Annotated in this window: 18 protein-coding genes, 1 tRNA gene and 1 pseudogene; 5 read left to right on the top strand and 15 right to left on the bottom strand. The window is 65.5% G+C overall.

Features of this window, described 5'->3' with window-relative positions; all coding sequences use genetic code 11:
- Positions 1 to 32: 32 nt before the first annotated feature.
- From rho to argS, 6 genes are all read right to left on the bottom strand, one after another.
- Positions 33 to 1,862 (bottom strand): transcription termination factor Rho, encoded by a 1,830-nt coding sequence (gene rho, locus MHEC_RS07490; RefSeq protein ID WP_048891701.1) that lies wholly within the window; start codon positions 1,860 to 1,862, stop codon positions 33 to 35.
- A 271-nt stretch (positions 1,863 to 2,133) separates the two neighbouring features.
- Positions 2,134 to 3,051 (bottom strand): homoserine kinase, encoded by a 918-nt coding sequence (thrB, locus tag MHEC_RS07485; RefSeq protein WP_216360905.1) that lies wholly within the window; start codon positions 3,049 to 3,051, stop codon positions 2,134 to 2,136.
- A gap of 40 nt (positions 3,052 to 3,091) precedes the next feature.
- A complete protein-coding gene (thrC, locus tag MHEC_RS07480; RefSeq protein ID WP_048891699.1) occupies positions 3,092 to 4,174 on the bottom strand; it encodes a threonine synthase in 1,083 nt (360 codons plus the stop codon).
- Entirely contained in the window at positions 4,171 to 5,496 is a 1,326-nt protein-coding gene (locus MHEC_RS07475) for a homoserine dehydrogenase (protein ID WP_048891698.1), read from the bottom strand. Before MHEC_RS07475 ends, thrC begins: the two co-directional genes overlap by 4 nt.
- 3 nt (positions 5,497 to 5,499) lie before the next feature.
- Entirely contained in the window at positions 5,500 to 6,858 is a 1,359-nt protein-coding gene (lysA, locus tag MHEC_RS07470) for a diaminopimelate decarboxylase (RefSeq protein WP_172442166.1), read from the bottom strand.
- Between the two features lie 56 nt (positions 6,859 to 6,914).
- Positions 6,915 to 8,567 carry an arginine--tRNA ligase gene (argS, locus tag MHEC_RS07465; protein WP_048891696.1) on the bottom strand — a complete coding sequence of 551 codons (1,653 nt, stop codon included), beginning with the start codon at positions 8,565 to 8,567 and terminating at the stop codon, positions 6,915 to 6,917.
- A 113-nt stretch (positions 8,568 to 8,680) separates the two neighbouring features.
- Between argS and MHEC_RS07460 the strand changes: the two genes are divergently transcribed.
- The 3 genes from MHEC_RS07460 (at position 8,681) to MHEC_RS07450 (ending at position 9,254) form a co-directional block, all read left to right on the top strand.
- Positions 8,681 to 8,753: transfer RNA gene (locus MHEC_RS07460), tRNA-Arg, on the top strand.
- A 142-nt stretch (positions 8,754 to 8,895) separates the two neighbouring features.
- The gene (locus MHEC_RS07455; RefSeq protein WP_160315044.1) at positions 8,896 to 9,045 is read left to right on the top strand and encodes a hypothetical protein; all 150 of its coding nucleotides are present in this window, start codon (positions 8,896 to 8,898) and stop codon (positions 9,043 to 9,045) included.
- On the top strand, positions 9,042 to 9,254 hold the full coding sequence (locus MHEC_RS07450) for a hypothetical protein (protein ID WP_048891695.1): 213 nt from the start codon (positions 9,042 to 9,044) through the stop codon (positions 9,252 to 9,254). The genes MHEC_RS07455 and MHEC_RS07450 overlap by 4 nt, the downstream gene beginning before the upstream one ends.
- Before the next feature lie 95 nt (positions 9,255 to 9,349).
- On the opposite strand, the gene MHEC_RS07445 is transcribed toward MHEC_RS07450, so the two are convergent.
- From MHEC_RS07445 to MHEC_RS07430, 5 genes and pseudogenes are all read right to left on the bottom strand, one after another.
- Complete coding sequence (locus MHEC_RS07445) at positions 9,350 to 9,595, bottom strand: GNAT family N-acetyltransferase (RefSeq protein ID WP_082169881.1); 246 nt, start codon at positions 9,593 to 9,595, stop codon at positions 9,350 to 9,352.
- A gap of 9 nt (positions 9,596 to 9,604) precedes the next feature.
- Positions 9,605 to 9,883, bottom strand: coding sequence for a hypothetical protein (locus MHEC_RS07440; protein WP_048891694.1), 279 nt, complete (start codon positions 9,881 to 9,883; stop codon positions 9,605 to 9,607).
- Between the two features lie 82 nt (positions 9,884 to 9,965).
- The gene (locus MHEC_RS07435; RefSeq protein WP_053094001.1) at positions 9,966 to 10,328 is read right to left on the bottom strand and encodes a molybdopterin-binding protein; all 363 of its coding nucleotides are present in this window, start codon (positions 10,326 to 10,328) and stop codon (positions 9,966 to 9,968) included.
- Entirely contained in the window at positions 10,243 to 10,497 is a 255-nt protein-coding gene (locus MHEC_RS24070; RefSeq protein ID WP_235434801.1) for a hypothetical protein, read from the bottom strand. The genes MHEC_RS07435 and MHEC_RS24070 overlap by 86 nt, the downstream gene beginning before the upstream one ends.
- Positions 10,498 to 10,569: 72 nt before the next feature.
- Positions 10,570 to 11,089, bottom strand: a pseudogene (locus tag MHEC_RS07430) (LLM class flavin-dependent oxidoreductase); the annotation flags it as partial.
- On the opposite strand from MHEC_RS07430, the gene MHEC_RS07425 reads away from it, so the two are divergent.
- Both MHEC_RS07425 and MHEC_RS07420 read left to right on the top strand, forming a co-directional pair.
- Positions 11,052 to 11,456 (top strand): VOC family protein, encoded by a 405-nt coding sequence (locus MHEC_RS07425; protein WP_414018090.1) that lies wholly within the window; start codon positions 11,052 to 11,054, stop codon positions 11,454 to 11,456. The pseudogene MHEC_RS07430 and the gene MHEC_RS07425 overlap by 38 nt on opposite strands.
- A 49-nt stretch (positions 11,457 to 11,505) precedes the next feature.
- On the top strand, positions 11,506 to 11,895 hold the full coding sequence (locus MHEC_RS07420) for a VOC family protein (protein ID WP_048891693.1): 390 nt from the start codon (positions 11,506 to 11,508) through the stop codon (positions 11,893 to 11,895).
- Here MHEC_RS07420 and MHEC_RS07415 read toward each other — a convergent pair whose 3' ends face one another.
- The 4 genes from MHEC_RS07415 to cysD are packed head-to-tail and all read right to left on the bottom strand — an operon-like array spanning position 11,896 to position 15,930.
- Positions 11,896 to 12,378 carry an Rrf2 family transcriptional regulator gene (locus tag MHEC_RS07415; protein ID WP_048891730.1) on the bottom strand — a complete coding sequence of 161 codons (483 nt, stop codon included), beginning with the start codon at positions 12,376 to 12,378 and terminating at the stop codon, positions 11,896 to 11,898.
- A 29-nt stretch (positions 12,379 to 12,407) separates the two neighbouring features.
- Positions 12,408 to 13,136: a 3'(2'),5'-bisphosphate nucleotidase CysQ gene (locus tag MHEC_RS07410; RefSeq protein WP_048891692.1), complete on the bottom strand. Its 729-nt coding sequence runs from the start codon at positions 13,134 to 13,136 to the stop codon at positions 12,408 to 12,410.
- The gene (gene cysC, locus MHEC_RS07405; RefSeq protein ID WP_048891691.1) at positions 13,133 to 14,989 is read right to left on the bottom strand and encodes an adenylyl-sulfate kinase; all 1,857 of its coding nucleotides are present in this window, start codon (positions 14,987 to 14,989) and stop codon (positions 13,133 to 13,135) included. The genes MHEC_RS07410 and cysC overlap by 4 nt, the downstream gene beginning before the upstream one ends.
- A complete protein-coding gene (gene cysD, locus MHEC_RS07400) occupies positions 14,989 to 15,930 on the bottom strand; it encodes a sulfate adenylyltransferase subunit CysD (RefSeq protein WP_048891690.1) in 942 nt (313 codons plus the stop codon). Before cysD ends, cysC begins: the two co-directional genes overlap by 1 nt.
- Positions 15,931 to 16,076: the final 146 nt, after the last annotated feature.

Below are 16,076 nucleotides of genomic sequence, written 5' to 3'. Positions count from 1 at the left end.
GAGCGCTGTCACGCCGGTCGGCGTCGCGGCTCTTAGTCGGTGTCTAGACTGCCCGGAGTCGTCTTGGACACCTGCACGAGGAACTCGTAGTTGTTCTTCGTCTTCCGCAGCTGCGAGATCAGCAAGTCGATGGCCTGATGCGGGTCCAGGCCGGAAAGCAGCCGCCGCAGCTTGTGCACGATCGCGAACTCGTCGGGCGACAGCAACAGCTCGTCCTTGCGGGTGCCGGAGGGGTTGACGTCGACCGCGGGGAAGACGCGCCGTTCAGCGATCTTGCGGTCCAGCTTGAGCTCGGCGTTGCCGGTGCCCTTGAACTCCTCGAAGATCACGGTGTCACCCTGCGAGCCGGTCTCCACCATTGCCGTCGCGATCACCGTCAGCGAACCGCCTTCCTCGATGTTGCGGGCGGCCCCGAGGAACCGCTTCGGCGGGTAGAGCGCCGTGGAGTCCACGCCGCCGGAAAGGATGCGCCCTGACGCCGGCGAGGCGTTGTTGTAGGCGCGTCCCAACCGGGTGATCGAGTCGAGCAAGACGACGACATCTTGACGCTGCTCGACGAGCCGCTTGGCTCGCTCGATCGCAAGTTCAGCAACTGTGGTGTGGTCTGACGGCGGCCGGTCAAAGGTGGAGGCGATCACCTCACCCTTGACCGAGCGCTGCATATCGGTGACCTCTTCTGGCCGCTCATCGACGAGGACGACCATCAAGTGGCATTCCGGGTTGTTCTTGGTGATCGCGTTGGCGATGTCCTTGAGGATCGTGGTCTTGCCGGCCTTCGGCGGCGAGACGATCAGCGCGCGCTGACCCTTACCGATCGGCATCACCAGGTCGATGACCCGGGTGGTCAGCTTCTCCGTGGACGTTTCCAGACGGAGCCGCTGGTTGGGGTACAGCGGGGTCAGCTTGCCGAAATCCGGACGTTTCTTGGCGTCCTCGACCGGCCCGCCGTTGACGCTGTCCAGGCGCACCAGCGGATTGAACTTCTGCCGCTGGTTGGGCTGCTCGCCCTCCCTGGGCACCCGAACAGCACCGGTGATGGCGTCACCCCGGCGCAAGCCGTTCTTTCGCACCATGTTCATCGACACGTAGACGTCGTGCGGGCCGGCCAGGTAACCGGAAGTGCGCACAAACGCATAATTGTCGAGAACGTCAAGAATGCCTGCCACCGGCTGAACGACGTCGTCTTCCCGCAGCTCGGCGTCGGCGCCCTCGCCTAGGCGTTCACCACGGCGCCTGCGGTCGCGGAACCGTCGTCCCCGGCGGCCTTGCCGGCCCTCTCCCTCCTCGTCGGCGCGCCCCTGCCCGTCGGGACCTTGCTGATCGACGCCGACTTCGCCGGGTTTCTCGGCTTGCTCTACCTTGGTGTCCGGCTCGGCGGTTTCAGCGTGCACCGCGTCGACCTGGTCGACTTCGCCCTGCTCAGCGACGGCCGTCGCGGCGGGCGATCCGGGCTCTCGCGCGGCGCTGCGTCGTTCCCGGCCTGACGCTTCGGCAACGGCCGATCCGGCCGACGCTTCGACGTGGGCGCCCGCAGCGTCGCCCGCGCTCTGATCGCTGTCGGGTGACGCTGTGCCGTCAGATTGCCCGCCGTTCGCCTGGCCCTGAGTTTCTCGGATCGCGGCAATCAATTCGTTTTTGCGCATGCCCGACGCGCCTTTGACGCCGGCGCGATTGGCCAGGGCGCGCAGCTCGGGCAGCACCATCGCCGACAGCGACCCGCCCGACACGGCGGTCCCGGCTTCGGATGGCGCCGCGCTTTCGGCGTTGGAGTCAGTGGGCAAAGCAGTCTGTGAAGTCACGGAACTCGACAGCTTGTCGTTGTTGGTGCTGTCTCCCGCCGTGATCAGGTCCGTATCAGTCACGGATTTCCTTTCTTCCCCCGGCTGATTTCGTCAAGCGGGGGGTTCGTTGCACTCAGCCAAAGCACCGAGTGCCTCCAACCATCAACTCGGCAACGGTGATCGCCTGGATTGGCGGCATAAGTGGCGAACCATCGTCCACGAGAAGAATTTGGTGGTTGTCCTAGGGGCAAGACAGTATCGATGCAGATGCAGATGCTGCGATTGCTGGACGGGTCCGAGGATAGCCCGGTTCCCGGCCGGAAGCAAGAAACCCCGCCCGAGATGGTGTGGATCAACGGGGAACCGCGACGCCCGAACCCCAGCGAACTCCGTCACCAGCAGTCATCTCGCTAACGCTAAATCCGTTTGCGGCCCCGTACTCCACCGCTTCGGGAGGCAACTCCGGTTCCGTCGTCAACCCGATCACCGCGGGCCCGGCCCCGGACAGCACCGCCGCAATGTCGTAACGCCGCAGCAACCTGAGGTATTCCGCCGACGCCGGCATCGCGGCTGCCCGTTGTGGCTGATGCAGGACGTCCTCGGTGGCCGCCATCAAGAGATCCGGCCGCTCGGTGAGTGCCACGACCAGCAACGCGGCGCGGCTGACGTTGAAACTGGCGTCGTAATGGCTGACCTGCGCGGGCAGCATTACCCGGGTCTCGGCGGTCGACGAGCGCTCTTCGGGGATCGCGGGGAATAGGTGGATGTCGGGATGCAAACGCAACGGCACCGCCGAATAGGCGGGCGGATTGCAGCTACGGTCAGTCCACGACACCACCGCACCGCCGAGTACCGCCGCTGCGGCGTTGTCTGGGTGGCCTTCGAATTCGGAGGCCAGCTGGATGAGTTGAGTTTCGTCAAACGGCGTCAAATCAGCTTGCGCGGCAAGGCCGTTGACCACCGCAAGACCCCCGACGACAGCAGCGGCTGACGAGCCAAGTCCGCGCGAGTGCGGAATGGCGTTGCGGCATCGTACCGTCAGACCTGAAACACCGATGGCCGCGGCGTCCAGGCCGCATTGGATTGCCCGAACCACCAAATGACCAGAGTCCAGTGACAGCTGACCGGCGCCTTCACCTTCGACTTCGACGGTCAAGCCGGAATCCGTTGTCTCGACCATAATTTCGTCATAGAGACTCAGCGCCAGACCAACGCTGTCGAAACCGGGACCCAAATTGGCGCTCGACGCCGCGACGACGGCGCTGGCCATAAGCCCGGCGGGCAGAGTCCTGGTCACCGGGAGCCCACCATTAGCCCAGCCCCAGCTTCGCGACGACAGCGCCGGGGTCAACCGGCACCGGTGACACCTGCGGCACGTCCTTCAACGCGGTATCGGGATCTTTGAGACCGTTTCCGGTCACCGTACACACCACCGTTGACCCGGCGGCCACCCAGCCGTCGCGGATGGCCTTGAGCAAGCCCGCGATGCTGGCCGCGGATGCGGGCTCGACAAAGACGCCTTCGGTGGCGGCCACCAGGTGGTATGCCGCAAGGATCTCCTCGTCGGTGGCGGCCAGGAACCGCCCATTGGACTGCTGCTGGGCCTCGACGGCCGTCGCCCACGACGCTGGTGAGCCGATGCGGATCGCGGTGGCGATTGTTTCGGGTTTGCTCACCGGCGCGCCGACTATCAGCGGCGCCGCTCCCGCCGCCTGGGTGCCCAGCATGCGTGGCAACTTATCGATGACCCCGTCGGCATGATATTCCGTGTAGCCCTTCCAATATGCGGTGATGTTGCCCGCGTTGCCCACTGGCAACGCGTGCACATCTGGCGCGCTGCCCAAAACATCGACGATTTCGAAGGCCGCTGTTTTCTGGCCTTGGATACGCAGCGGGTTGACAGAGTTGACCAGCGAGATCGTCGGGAAATCGGTCGCCATTTTGCGCGCCAGTTCCAGGCAATCGTCGAAGTTACCGTCGATCTGGATGATCTTGGCGCCGTGCATAACAGCCTGCGCCAACTTGCCCATCGCGATCTTGCCCTGCGGCACCAGCACCGCGCAGGTGATGCCGGCGCGGGCCGCGTAGGCCGCCGCCGACGCCGAGGTGTTGCCCGTCGACGCGCACAGCACCGCCTGCTGGCCGCGAGCCACCGCATCGGTGACCGCCATGGTCATGCCGCGGTCTTTGAACGAACCGGTCGGGTTGAGGCCCTCGACTTTCAGGTGCACCGTGCATCCGGTTTGCGCCGAGAGCTTGGCGGCGTGGATGAGCGGGGTGCCGCCCTCGAGCAGCGTCACCGGGGTCCAATCGTCGCCCACCGGGAGTCGGTCGCGGTAGGCGGCGATAACACCGGGCCATGGTTGACGGGTCGTCGCCCGGGTTGCGGTCATTCGGCCGTTCCTTCCAGCCGCAGCACGCTGGCCACCCGCTGCACCACATCGAGGTCGGCCAGGGCGGCCACGGTGTCCGACAGCGCTGCGTCGGTGGCGCGGTGTGTGATCACCACGATGCGGGCTCCTATCGGGTGGCCCCCCTCGTCGGCCACACCTTCCTGGCGCACCTCGGCGATGCTGACCTCGCGTTTGGCGAATTCCGCTGCGACCGTGGACAACACGCCCGGTTTGTCGGCAACATGCATGCTGACGTAGTAGCGGGTCGACACCGACCCGATCGGCAGTACCGGCAACTGCGCGTACCTGGATTCGCGTGGTCCACGGCTGCCCAACACCCGGTTGCGGGCGGCCATCACCAAGTCACCGGCCACCGCCGACGCGGTCGGCGCTCCCCCGGCGCCTTGACCGTAGAACATCAGCCGTCCCGCGGCTTCCGCCTCGACGACCACCGCGTTGAAGGCACCGTTGACCGCGGCGAGCGGGTGGGTCAACGGAACCAGCGCCGGGTAGACCCGGGCCGAGACCCATTGCCGACCATCGCCATCGGTGACGCGTTCACAGATCGACAGCAGCTTGATCGTGCAGCCGAGCGCCCGCGCGAACGCGAAGTCGGCCGGGGTGATCTTGGTGATGCCTTCGCGGTAGACCTCGTCGGCGGTCACCCGGGTATGGAAGGCGATGGATGCCAGAATCGCCGCCTTTGCGGCGGCGTCATACCCTTCGACATCGGCAGTGGGGTCGGCCTCGGCATAGCCGAGCGCGCTCGCGTCGGCCAGCGCGGTCTGATAATCAATGCCGGCACTGTCCATCTCGGAAAGGATGTAGTTAGTCGTGCCGTTGACGATGCCGGCCACCCGCAGCACGGTGTCGCCGGCCAGCGACTGGGTCAGCGGACGGATGACGGGAATAGCGCCGGCGACCGCGGCTTCGAAATACAAGTCCACATGCGCGCTTTCGGCGGCCTGAGCCAGTTCGCCGGTTGAGATCGACAGCAAGGCCTTGTTCGCGGTGACGACAGACTTGCCGTTTTCCAGTGCCGACAAGATGGCCTTGCGGGCCGGTTCCACCGGTCCCATCAATTCGACGACGATGTCAACGTCCTCACGGGATACCAATTCTTCGATGTTGTCGGTGAGCAGTTCGACGGGCACACCGCGATCCGCGGCGACACGCCGTACACCGATACCGCGCAGCGCCAACGGCGCACCGATTCGAGCCGCGAGGTCATCGGCGTTGTCGTGGATAATGCGCACAACTTCGCTGCCGACATTACCCAAGCCGAGTACGGCCACGCCGACCCGTTTTTCTTGACTGAACACCGCTCACCTCACTTCCAGGCTCAGCAAGTCCTCTATTGTCTCGCGCCGCAGGATCAGCCGGGCCTGCCCGTTGCGCACCGCGGCGACAGCCGGGCGGCCGATCATGTTGTAACGGCTCGACAGCGCGTAGCAATAGGCACCGGTCGCCCCCACCCCCACCAGGTCCCCCGGCTGCAGGTCCGCCGGGAGCCAAGCATCGCGAACAACGACATCACCGCTCTCACAATGCTTTCCGACCACACGAGCCAGTACCGGTGTCGCGTCGCTGCGTCGGGAGACCAGGCGGACGTCATAGTGCGCACCATAGAGCGCGGTGCGGATATTGTCGCTCATGCCGCCGTCCACGCTGACGTAGCGGCGCTGCGCGGTGGCGCTGACGTCGACGTCTTTGACGGTGCCGACCTCATACAGGGTAATGGTTCCCGGTCCGGCAATCGCGCGTCCGGGTTCGACCACCACCCTGGGTGGCGGCAAGCCGGCTGCGGCCGACTCGCTGCGCACAACGGTGTTGAGCTTGTCTGCCAACTCGCTCATCGACGGTGGATCGTCGTGCGGCAGATACGAAATTCCCATTCCGCCGCCGAGGTCGACAATGGTTGTCGAGGCACTTTTCTTCGCGCCAAATTCGCCGACAATGTCACGGAGCAGGCCCATGACACGCTGCGCCGCGAGTTCGAAGCCGGCGACATCCAAGATCTGCGAGCCAATATGGCTGTGCAGACCGACCAGTCGGAGGTTTTCGGCAGCGAACACGCGCCGTACTGCGGCCATGGCGGCGCCGCTGGACACCGACAACCCAAATTTCTGGTCTTCGTGGGCGGTCGAGATGAACTCGTGAGTATGTGCTTCGACACCGACCGTCAGCCGGATCAGAATGTCTTGGACGACACCGGCATCGGCGGCGATGGCGTCGAGGCGTTCGATCTCGGTCATGGAGTCCACCACGACATGTCCAACCCCGGCCTTGACGGCCCCGGTCAATTCGGCAATCGACTTGTTGTTGCCGTGAAAAGTGATCCGTTCAGCGGGAAACCGCGCGTGCAACGCGATCGCCAACTCGCCACCCGTGCACACGTCAAGGGATAACCCTTCTTCGTCAATCCACCGCGCGATTTCGCTGCACAAAAACGTTTTCGCGGCATAGTGCACATTGCCGGCGCCGCCAAAGGCCGCCGCCGCGTCGCGGCAGCGCCACCGGAAGTCGTCTTCGTCGATGACGAACAGTGGCGTGCCATACTCACGGGCAAGGCCGACCAGGGATACTCCGGCTATCGTTACCACACCGTCGTCGCTACGAACCGCGTTGCGGGGCCATACATTTCGCGGTAAATGTATCAGCTCCTCTGCAGTTTGCGGCTGCAGCGGAACCCCGCTGGGATGGGGTTCATCGGCAAATCCGTGGCCGGCCGGACGGACGTTCACATCCGCTCCGGCGCGGTGACTCCGAGGATGCCCAACCCGTTGGCGATCACCTGCCGGGTGGCCTGGCACAGCGCCAACCGCGCGGCATGCAGCTGGTTGGGTTGCTCGTCGCCTTGCGGCAATACCCGGCAGGAGTCGTAGAACCGGTGGTAGTCACCGGCCAGGTCTTCCAGGTAGCGGCACACCCGATGTGGTTCACGCAGCAAGGCAGCGGTTTTCAACACCCGGGGGAACTCGCCGAGCGTACGGATCAGCGCGCCCTCCTTGTCGTGAGTGAGCAAGTCGAGGTGGCCGGTGTCGAAGATCAATCCGAGCTCGGCGGCATTACGGGCTAGCGCCGAAAGCCGAGCATGTGCATATTGCACGTAGTAGACGGGGTTTTCATTAGACGCCGACGACCACAGCGACAAATCGATGTCGATCGGGGTGTCTACCGACGAGCGGATCAAGCTGTAGCGTGCGGCATCGACGCCGATCGCCTCGACCAGGTCGTCGAGGGTCAGCACGTTGCCAGCGCGCTTGCTCATCCGGACCGGTTGCCCGTCGCGGACCAGGTTGACCATCTGGCCGATGAGCACCTCGACGGTGGCCGGGTCGTCACCGAAGGCGGCTGCCGCGGCCTTGAGCCTGGCGACATAGCCGTGATGGTCGGCGCCGAGCATGTAGATGCACAAATCGAAGCCGCGTTGGCGCTTGTCCAGGTAGTAGGCGAGGTCACCAGCGAAATAAGTTGGCTGGCCGTCACTTTTGATGACAACACGGTCTTTGTCGTCGCCGAATGCGCTGCTGCGCAACCAGGTCGCGCCATCCTTTTCGTAAACGTTTCCCTGTGCACGTAGCCGTTCGATGACTTCGTTAACGCGGCCGCTGGTGTGCATGGACTCTTCGTGGGTATAGACGTCGAAATCGGTGCCGAAGTCGTGCAGCGATTGCTTGATGTGAGCGAACATCAAGTCGACGCCGATACGCCGGAATGTTTCGCGCATCTCCGCGTCAGGCAGGCTAAGCGCATCGGGCGCCTGCTGCAGAACCTGCGCGGCGATGTCGTTGATGTAGCTGCCGGCATAGCCGTCCGTCGGCGTGGGTTCACCCCGGGCGGAGGCGATCAGCGAACTGGTGAAGCGGTCGATCTGCGCACCATGGTCGTTGAAGTAGTACTCGCGCACCACTTCGGCGCCCTGCGCCGACAGCAGCCGGCCCAGCGTGTCACCGACGGCGGCCCACCGGGTGCCGCCGATGTGGATGGGCCCGGTCGGATTGGCCGAGACGAATTCGAGGTTGATCTTGTGACCGGCCAGGGCGTCGGAGTGGCCGAAGTTCTCACCGGCCTCGATGACGTGGTTGATGATGACGCCCTGCGCCGACGCTTCCAGGCGCATATTGATGAAGCCGGGTCCGGCCACCTCGGCCGAGGCGACCCCGTCGGCGCGGGCCAGCGCCTCGATGAGCCATGCGGCGAGCTCGCGCGGGTTAACACCGACCTTCTTCGCCAGCTGCATCGCCAGGTTGCTGGCGTAGTCCCCGTGCTCGGGGTTGCGCGGCCGCTCCACGGTGACCGTGGCCGGCAGCACTGCCACGTCGAGTCCACGCTCGGCCAGCACCGCGGCAGCGGTGGTCTTGAGCAGCTCAGCCAGGTCGGCGGGGGTCACGAACGTCCATCCTATGGTCTGTCGTGGTCATGGCCGGCATCCGTGCGACGCCCGCCGAGTCGCCCGGATGCGCTAATCTGGCGGAGCCCGACGGCGCAGCATTTCGCGCATGCGCCCCCGTAGCTCAGGGGATAGAGCGTCTGCCTCCGGAGCAGAAGGCCGCAGGTTCGAATCCTGCCGGGGGCACCGTCTGACCAGGTCAGATGTACGCCCGCACAAGATTCGCACACCAGGGCCATCCCAGTGGCTTCCAACATCGGAGTGGAGCCATCGATGTCCACACTCACTCCTGCGGATCTGCCCGCTGGCGCCGCCGTCGCTCTCGAGGATGGCTGGGCTATCGGCTTCCGCTCAGGCGGCACCCGTACCGTTCCGGTTCGCCACCGGCGAATCGCGGCGCATCGAGCGCGAGGCCTATGCCGCGGCCGGGGAACTCGACGCGCCGACCAAGCAGATAGGCGTCGGGGTGACTCTGTGAGAACCAACCCGCACGACCTGACCGAACCAGATCCCGCCGCCGTTCACTTGCTCGACGGCGAGCAGCACCTACGACGCGCACACGACGCGGTCCTGTCCGCGGCAGCGGATCTGCCCGCCGCTCGCGCCACCAAAGGCACGGCAGCTGGTCGACCAGACCGCGGACTGCCTCGCCTGGTGCCAGCGGGTGAGCTTCTACGTCACGGCTGACCGGCTCAGCGAGGGAGCCGGGTAGATGCGTCGTCACCGCCGCTCGGCGAGGCAGGCCCGCTTTGTCGTCCGTCCGCCGACGGCGTCCAGGACGTTTAGTCGCGCCAGCGTTCTCCGAGCGCCTTCTCGACAGTGGCGACCTTCATCACCAGGCGGCGTTCGCGGTTCTTCACCGCGATGAAGCCGTAACGGGTGTAGAACGCCTGCGCCTCGGCATCGATGGCGTCCACCATGATTAGGCGGCCGCCCCCGATCTCAGAATGGGCCACAGCCTTGCTGAGGGCGTCGATTAGCAGCTGCTCTCCATAACCGTTGCCGTGAAGCGAACGGTCGAGGGCCAGTCGCGCCGGTCAGCCGTGCGGCGCCTCTGCGATTTTGCTGTCCTGGGTGCCAGCCGTTCGGCAGTAGGTCAGGGCTGACAAGCGCGTCGCCGATATCTCCATATTGTTGGGTTCGGTGCCGTTCTTGTCCTTGAGCATCTTGCTGATTTCCTCGTTTTGTTTCTTCTCGTCCTGCGTGGTGAAGTCCTTGCATTTCGTGTCGCCGCCGGTATTGATGACCTGTGAGGCGGAGCATCCGCTGAACAGCAGCGCAGCGATCGCAATAGTGGCGGGTGCAATTCCCTTCATCGTTGGCCTTCCTAGTCAAAGTAGTAGCTGACCTGTAGACCGCACCGTCGCACTTCAAACATGACTAATCGGCCAGGGACAACTAGTTTGGTGCCACGTTGCCAGGTTCGGTGACCTCGACGCGGCATCGCGCCCACGAGTTGGTGACATATCCCGTGGGTTCGACAGCGGCGCCGCGGATACGGGCTGGGGGCGCCGATGGTGTCCCAGGCCGGGGGGACGACAGCGGCCCAAGCCGGGCGTCCGCCGTAAGCGACCACTGCGGCCACGCCCACGGGGCTTCGAGCAGGCTCTGGCGTGGCTTGGCGCCGGGTGCTGCCCCCTCGAGCGTTACCTCGACGCGGGCTATGCCCACGCCGTCACCGTCGAGCGCGTAACCGCGGATGTCGAGTGGACCGGCAGCGACCGCAGCGCCGTCGTCGTGAATCAGAATGTCGCAATTCAAAGCGACCGACGCGAGCGAGAACCGTCTCCCGCTGCGACACTGTGCGATCGCAGTCAGCGGGCGGGATTCGGTAGGCGACAGCCTGAAAGTAGTTCTGAGACTGGTCTTCTTGGACGGTGATGGCGTTGATCCACTCGACGCTGCGCGCCCCGACGTATCCCGGTACCACCACTCGCACCGGGCCGCCGTGTACGCGTGGCAGCGCTTAGCCATTCATTGCCCACGCCAGCCGGACTTCCTCCGACATGGCTTTTGCCATCGCAGCGGCGCTGCGAATCGTCTTCGGCCCCATGGTGCCAACGAGCAGCGCAGGGCCACCGGGCTGAACCGGTGTCGGCCCCACCGGACGCGTCGACCCCGTGAAATTTTCTCCCGCCCACACGCGTTTCATCACCGCCACCCGTTCGGCCAGTTCGCGCATTGTGCGCGTCGTCAAGTCGGCGCCGACTGCGCGGTAGTCCTGGTGCCGGCCGCCCACGCCGAGGCCCACGGTAAGCCGCCCGGCGCAGAGCATGTCCCCCGTCGCCAGCGACTTGGCGAGCATGACCGGGTCGTGCCGCTGGGGCACGATCACGGTCGTCACCAGCCGCAGCCGATCGGTCCACGCCGCCAGGGCCCCCAGCAGCGTCACAGCGTCTCGGGATTGTCGAAGGCGATGCGTTCCCCCAGCACAGCGACGAAAACGGGCCCTCGTCGATCGCGCGCGCCCAGGCGCGCAGCACTGTGGCGTCCAAGTCCGGTTCCATCACCGGCATGGTCATTGCGATGTGCACGACGGGATTGCGGCATGCGAGGCAAACGACCCGCGCCGACGTGGCAGCATGTTCCGACAACGCTGACGCGGCCACCCGCCGGCAGCTCAGTTTCCTGTTGGGCGGCGTGATCTACGGCCTCGGTGGCGCACTGATCGGGCTGCGGCCAGTTGCCGACGACACCTTCGACGAAAATCGTGTTGGGCTGGACCACATCACGTTTCAGACGGCGAGCAAGGCCGAATTAGACGGCGCCGCTACGCATCTCGATCAACTCGGCATCCACCACGAGCCGGTCAAAGATATTGGGCCGTCCTACATCCTGGAATTCCGCGGCCCGGACAACATCGCATTAGAGCTCACCGCCCCGAAGTAGCCGGTGCGCATTGTGGTCGACTGCCGAGAGTGGTTGACTGGGAAGGGCAATGAGTATCAGTTTCAACCACACCATCGTCGCGGCTCGCGACAAGAAGGAATCCGCGCAGTTTCTCACCGAGTTGTTCGGGCTGCCGGACCCGGTGCCGGTGGGCCGGTTCATGGCCGTCACGCTCGAACACGGAGCCACCCTGGACTACGCCGACGTGGCCGACGGGGAAGAGATCCGGCCGCAGCACTACGCATTCCTCGTGTCCGAGGACGACTTCGATGCGATCTACGGCAAGATCTGCTCGCGCGGCATGCAGCACTGGGCTGATCCGCGCGGGGAACGGCCCGGGGAGATCAACCACAACCACGGCGGCCGCGGCGTCTATTTCCGCGACCCGAACGGCCACCACCTGGAAATCCTCACTCGCCCCTACGGCTCGAGCGGCTGATCAGCTGGCACTGCGCGGGCCGTGCCGCTTTTTTTCCTGAGCGCGGTAGTCGTCGGCGAGCTTTTTGACATGTTTGGGCAGCGTGCCTGCAGCCACGTCGGCCAGGGTCGTTTCCTCGAGCACCGACCGCATGCTCGCGCGCAGCGCCCGCCAGACATCGGTCAGCGCGGCCGTCGGCCCGGAATAGGGCAGGTCGCCCAGCCCGATGTCGCGCACGCTGGCCAGCGGACCGTCAATGCAGCGCAGCACGTCGGCGATGCTGATCTCGGTGCCCGGCCGGGCCAGCTCGTATCCGCCGTCGCGGCCCCGGTGGCTTCGGACCAGGCGGTCGGTACGCAGGTCGGAGAGGATGTCGACAAGGAATTGCGGCGGTATGCCCTGGGCGTGCGCCAGGTCGTCGGTCTTGACCAGCTTGCCGCTATCGGCCGTGGCTAGCTGGATCATCGCCCGGACCGCGTATTCCGCCTTGGCCGACATGCGCACGCCCTGAATTCTGCCACCGCAAGCCAGCATCAACCGGTGACGGCCAGCACCGCCTCGGCATGTTCGGGCCGGCACACCAGCAAATCGGGAAGCAGCGCATCGGGTTGGTTGTAGACCAGCGCCGACCCGTCGACGCGGGAGGTATGCAAGCCAGCGGCGCGCGCGACTGCGACCGGTGCCGCCGAATCCCATTCGTACTGTCCGCCGGCGTGGACGTACACGTCGGCCAGGCCCTGGATAATCGCGGCGACTTTGGCGCCCGCCGAGCCGAGTTCCACCAGGGTGCCAGCGAGCCGTTCACGCACTTGCAGCGCAATTGCCGGCGGCCGCGTGCGTGAGATGACGATACGTGGCGGGCCGTGGTGGGCCGGCGGGGGCGCGACGTGCGGCGTGGCGAGGGTAAAACCCTGTGCCGGCAGCGCGACGGCACCGGCGACGAGTTCCCCGGATGCCCACAGCGCCACGTGGACCGCCCAGTCCTCGCGGCCCGGTTCGGAGAACTCCCGCGTGCCGTCCAGCGGGTCGACGATCCAGACCCGCTGGGCGCGCAACCGCACCGCGTCGTCGTCGCCTTCTTCGGACAGCACCGCATCCCCTGGCCGCTCGGCTCCCAGTGCCTTCATCAAAAAGTCGTGGGAGCGCTTGTCGCCGGCCGCTTTTCGTTCGGCTACGGGCGCGTCGGCGAGCTCGTTGCGCACCGCCAGGAGCAGCTCTCCGGCCTGGGTGGCCAACCGGGCGGCCAGCTCGTGGTCGCTCACCGCCGCGACTCGATCAGGTCGACGACCTGCTGGGCCAGTTCGTCGAGGCTGCGGTCCGGAGTAAGGCGCAGGTCGGGATTCTTGGGCCGCTGGTAGGGGCTGTCGATGCCGGTGAAATGCGTGATCTCGCCGGCCCGAGCCTTGGCATACAAGCCTTTCGGGTCGCGTCGCTCACAGTCTTCGAGCGGGGTGTCACAGAACACCTCGACGAAGTCGATTCCGGCCTCGGCGTGCACCTGACGGGCAAGCTTGCGGTGCTCTTCGAGCGGGCTGATCGCCGGCACCAGGACGGTCTGCCCGCAATCGGCGAGCAGCACCGCCACATGCGCCAGCCGGCGCAGGTTTTCCGCGCGATCGGCCATGCTGAACCCGAGGTCGGCGTTGAGGCCATGTCGCAGATTGTCGCCGTCGAGAACGTAAGCGGCAACGCCCTTTTCCAGCAGTTTCCGCTCCACCAACATGGCGACCGACGACTTGCCCGATCCGGACAGTCCGGTGAACCATACGGTGCGCCCACGTCCGGTTAACCGATCTTCGGCGGTCACCAACGACTTGTGCCGCACGGTGTTCGGGCTCGGCGTACGGGCAGAGACGTCGCGCAATACCATGCCGGCGGCCACCGTCCCGTTGGTGTAGGGGTCGATGAGGATGAATGACCCCGTGCTGGTGTTGCGGGTGTACTCGTCGAGCAGCAATGGTTCCTGGGTGCGCAGCGTGACGCGGCCAAGTTCGTTGAGTGTCAACGCTGTAGCACTCTTGTCGCGGTGCAGGGTGTTGACGTCGAGCCGGTAGGCCAGCTCTTTTACCTTCGCGCGTGTGGTGCGGGTGGTGTGCTTGATGAGGTACTCGCGGCCGGGCTCCAGCGCCGCGTCGTCGGCCATCCAGCACACGGTCGCGTCGAACTCTCGTGCGGCCCGAGGCTGGTTCGTGGGCCGCGCGATCATGTCACCGCGGGAGATGTCCAGGTCGTCGGCGAGCCTGACCGATATCGCCATCGGCGGAAACGCTTCGGCCACCGGGCCGCTGGGCCCATCGATGGCGGTGATGCGGGTGCTCTTGCCGCTGGGCAGTACGACGACTTCGTCGCCCGGTCGCATCACTCCGCTGGCCATGCTGCCCGCGTAGCTGCGGTGGTCTTGGTGCTCGCGAGTCTGCGGCCGGATGACGTACTGGACGGGGAACCGGACGTCGACCAGGTTGCGGTCGCCGGCGATGTACACCTCTTCCAGATAGGGCAGCAGCGCCGGGCCGTCGTACCACGGTGTGTGCTCCGACTTGGTGACCACGTTGTCGCCGTGCAGCGCCGACATCGGAATGGTGACCACGTCGTGCACGTCAAGCCGGGCGGCGAAGGCGTGGAACTCGTCGCGGATAGTCTCGAATTTCTCTTGGTTCCAGTCGATCAGGTCCATCTTGTTGACGGCCAGCACGATGTGGCGGATGCCGAGCAGCGACGCGAGGAAGGTGTGCCGGCGGGATTGCTCGCGCAGGCCATGGCGGGCGTCGACGAGCACGACTGCCAGGTGGGCTGTGGAGGCTCCGGTGACCATGTTGCGGGTGTACTGGATGTGGCCGGGGGTGTCGGCGATGATGAATTTCCGCTTGGGCGTGGAGAAGTAGCGGTACGCGACATCGATGGTGATGCCCTGCTCGCGTTCGGCCCGCAGACCGTCGGTGACCAGCGCCAGGTCGGTGTAGTCGTGGCCTCGTTCCTTGGAGGTGCGCTGCACCGATGCCCACTGGTCTTCCATCATGGCCTTGGAGTCGTAGAGCAGCCGCCCGATCAGGGTGGACTTGCCGTCGTCGACGGAACCCGCGGTGGCGATACGAAGCAGCGTGGTAGTTCCAGTCATTAGAAGTACCCCTGCCGTTTGCGGTCTTCCATGCCGGCTTCCGAGATCCGATCGTCGGCGCGGGTGGCTCCCCGCTCGGTCAACCGCGCCACCGCCGTCTCGGCAATCACCTCGGCCACCGTGGCCGCAGTCGATTCCACGCAACCGGTGCAGGTGACGTCGCCGACGGTGCGGAACCGCACCGACGCCTCGAACACCTTCTCTCCTGCACGCGGCTGCATGTACCGGTGCACGGCCAGCAGCATGCCGTCACGCTCGAAAACCCTGCGCCGGTGCGCGAAATAGATTGACGGGAGGGTGATCTTCTCGGCGCCGACGTATGACCAGACGTCGAACTCGGTCCAGTTGGACAGCGGAAACACCCGGATGTGCTCGCCCTTGTGGTGGCGTCCGTTGTAGAGGTTCCACACCTCCGGCCGTTGCGCCTTGGGATCCCACTGCCCGAACTCGTCGCGGAAACTGAACACCCGCTCCTTGGCGCGTGCGCGTTCCTCGTCGCGGCGCGCTCCGCCGAACGCGGCGTCGAACCGGTTTTCGCGGATGGCGCGCAGCAGCGTCACCGTCTGAAGGGGGTTGCGTGACGGGATAGTCTCCACGACTCGGCCGGCATCGATGTCGTCTTGCACCTTGGCCACGATCAACCGCACTCCAGTCTGTTTGACCAACTCGTCGCGGGTGGCGATGACCTCGTCGAAGTTGTGGCCGGTGTCGACATGCATCACCGGGAAAGGCGGCCGGCCAGGATGAAAGGCCTTGAGCGCCAGGTGCAACATCACGATCGAGTCCTTGCCGCCGGAAAACAGCAGCACCGGCCGCTCGAACTCCGCGGCCACCTCCCGGATGATGTGGATCGCTTCGGCTTCCAGCGAGCGCAGATGGCTCAACTCGTATTGGCCGGCTGCCGGAACGGCGGTGGGGCCGGTGGCTACTTGATTGGTCATCGATCCTTACCCGGTTAAGTTGGTAGGTCTGGTCATAATAATCGGCATTGACGTATGTATAACCGGTCGGCCGAGCAGCTGTCAACTGCAGACTCCGATACCGGGTCGGTGCTCGACGGCGGGGTGCGAAAACATGGACACATGTC

The sequence above is a fragment of the Mycobacterium heckeshornense genome, from assembly GCF_016592155.1.
GTDB lineage: Bacteria > Actinomycetota > Actinomycetes > Mycobacteriales > Mycobacteriaceae > Mycobacterium > Mycobacterium heckeshornense.
The sequence above is the reverse complement of the archived record's forward strand: the minus strand, read 5'-3'. Positions and strand labels throughout refer to the sequence as shown.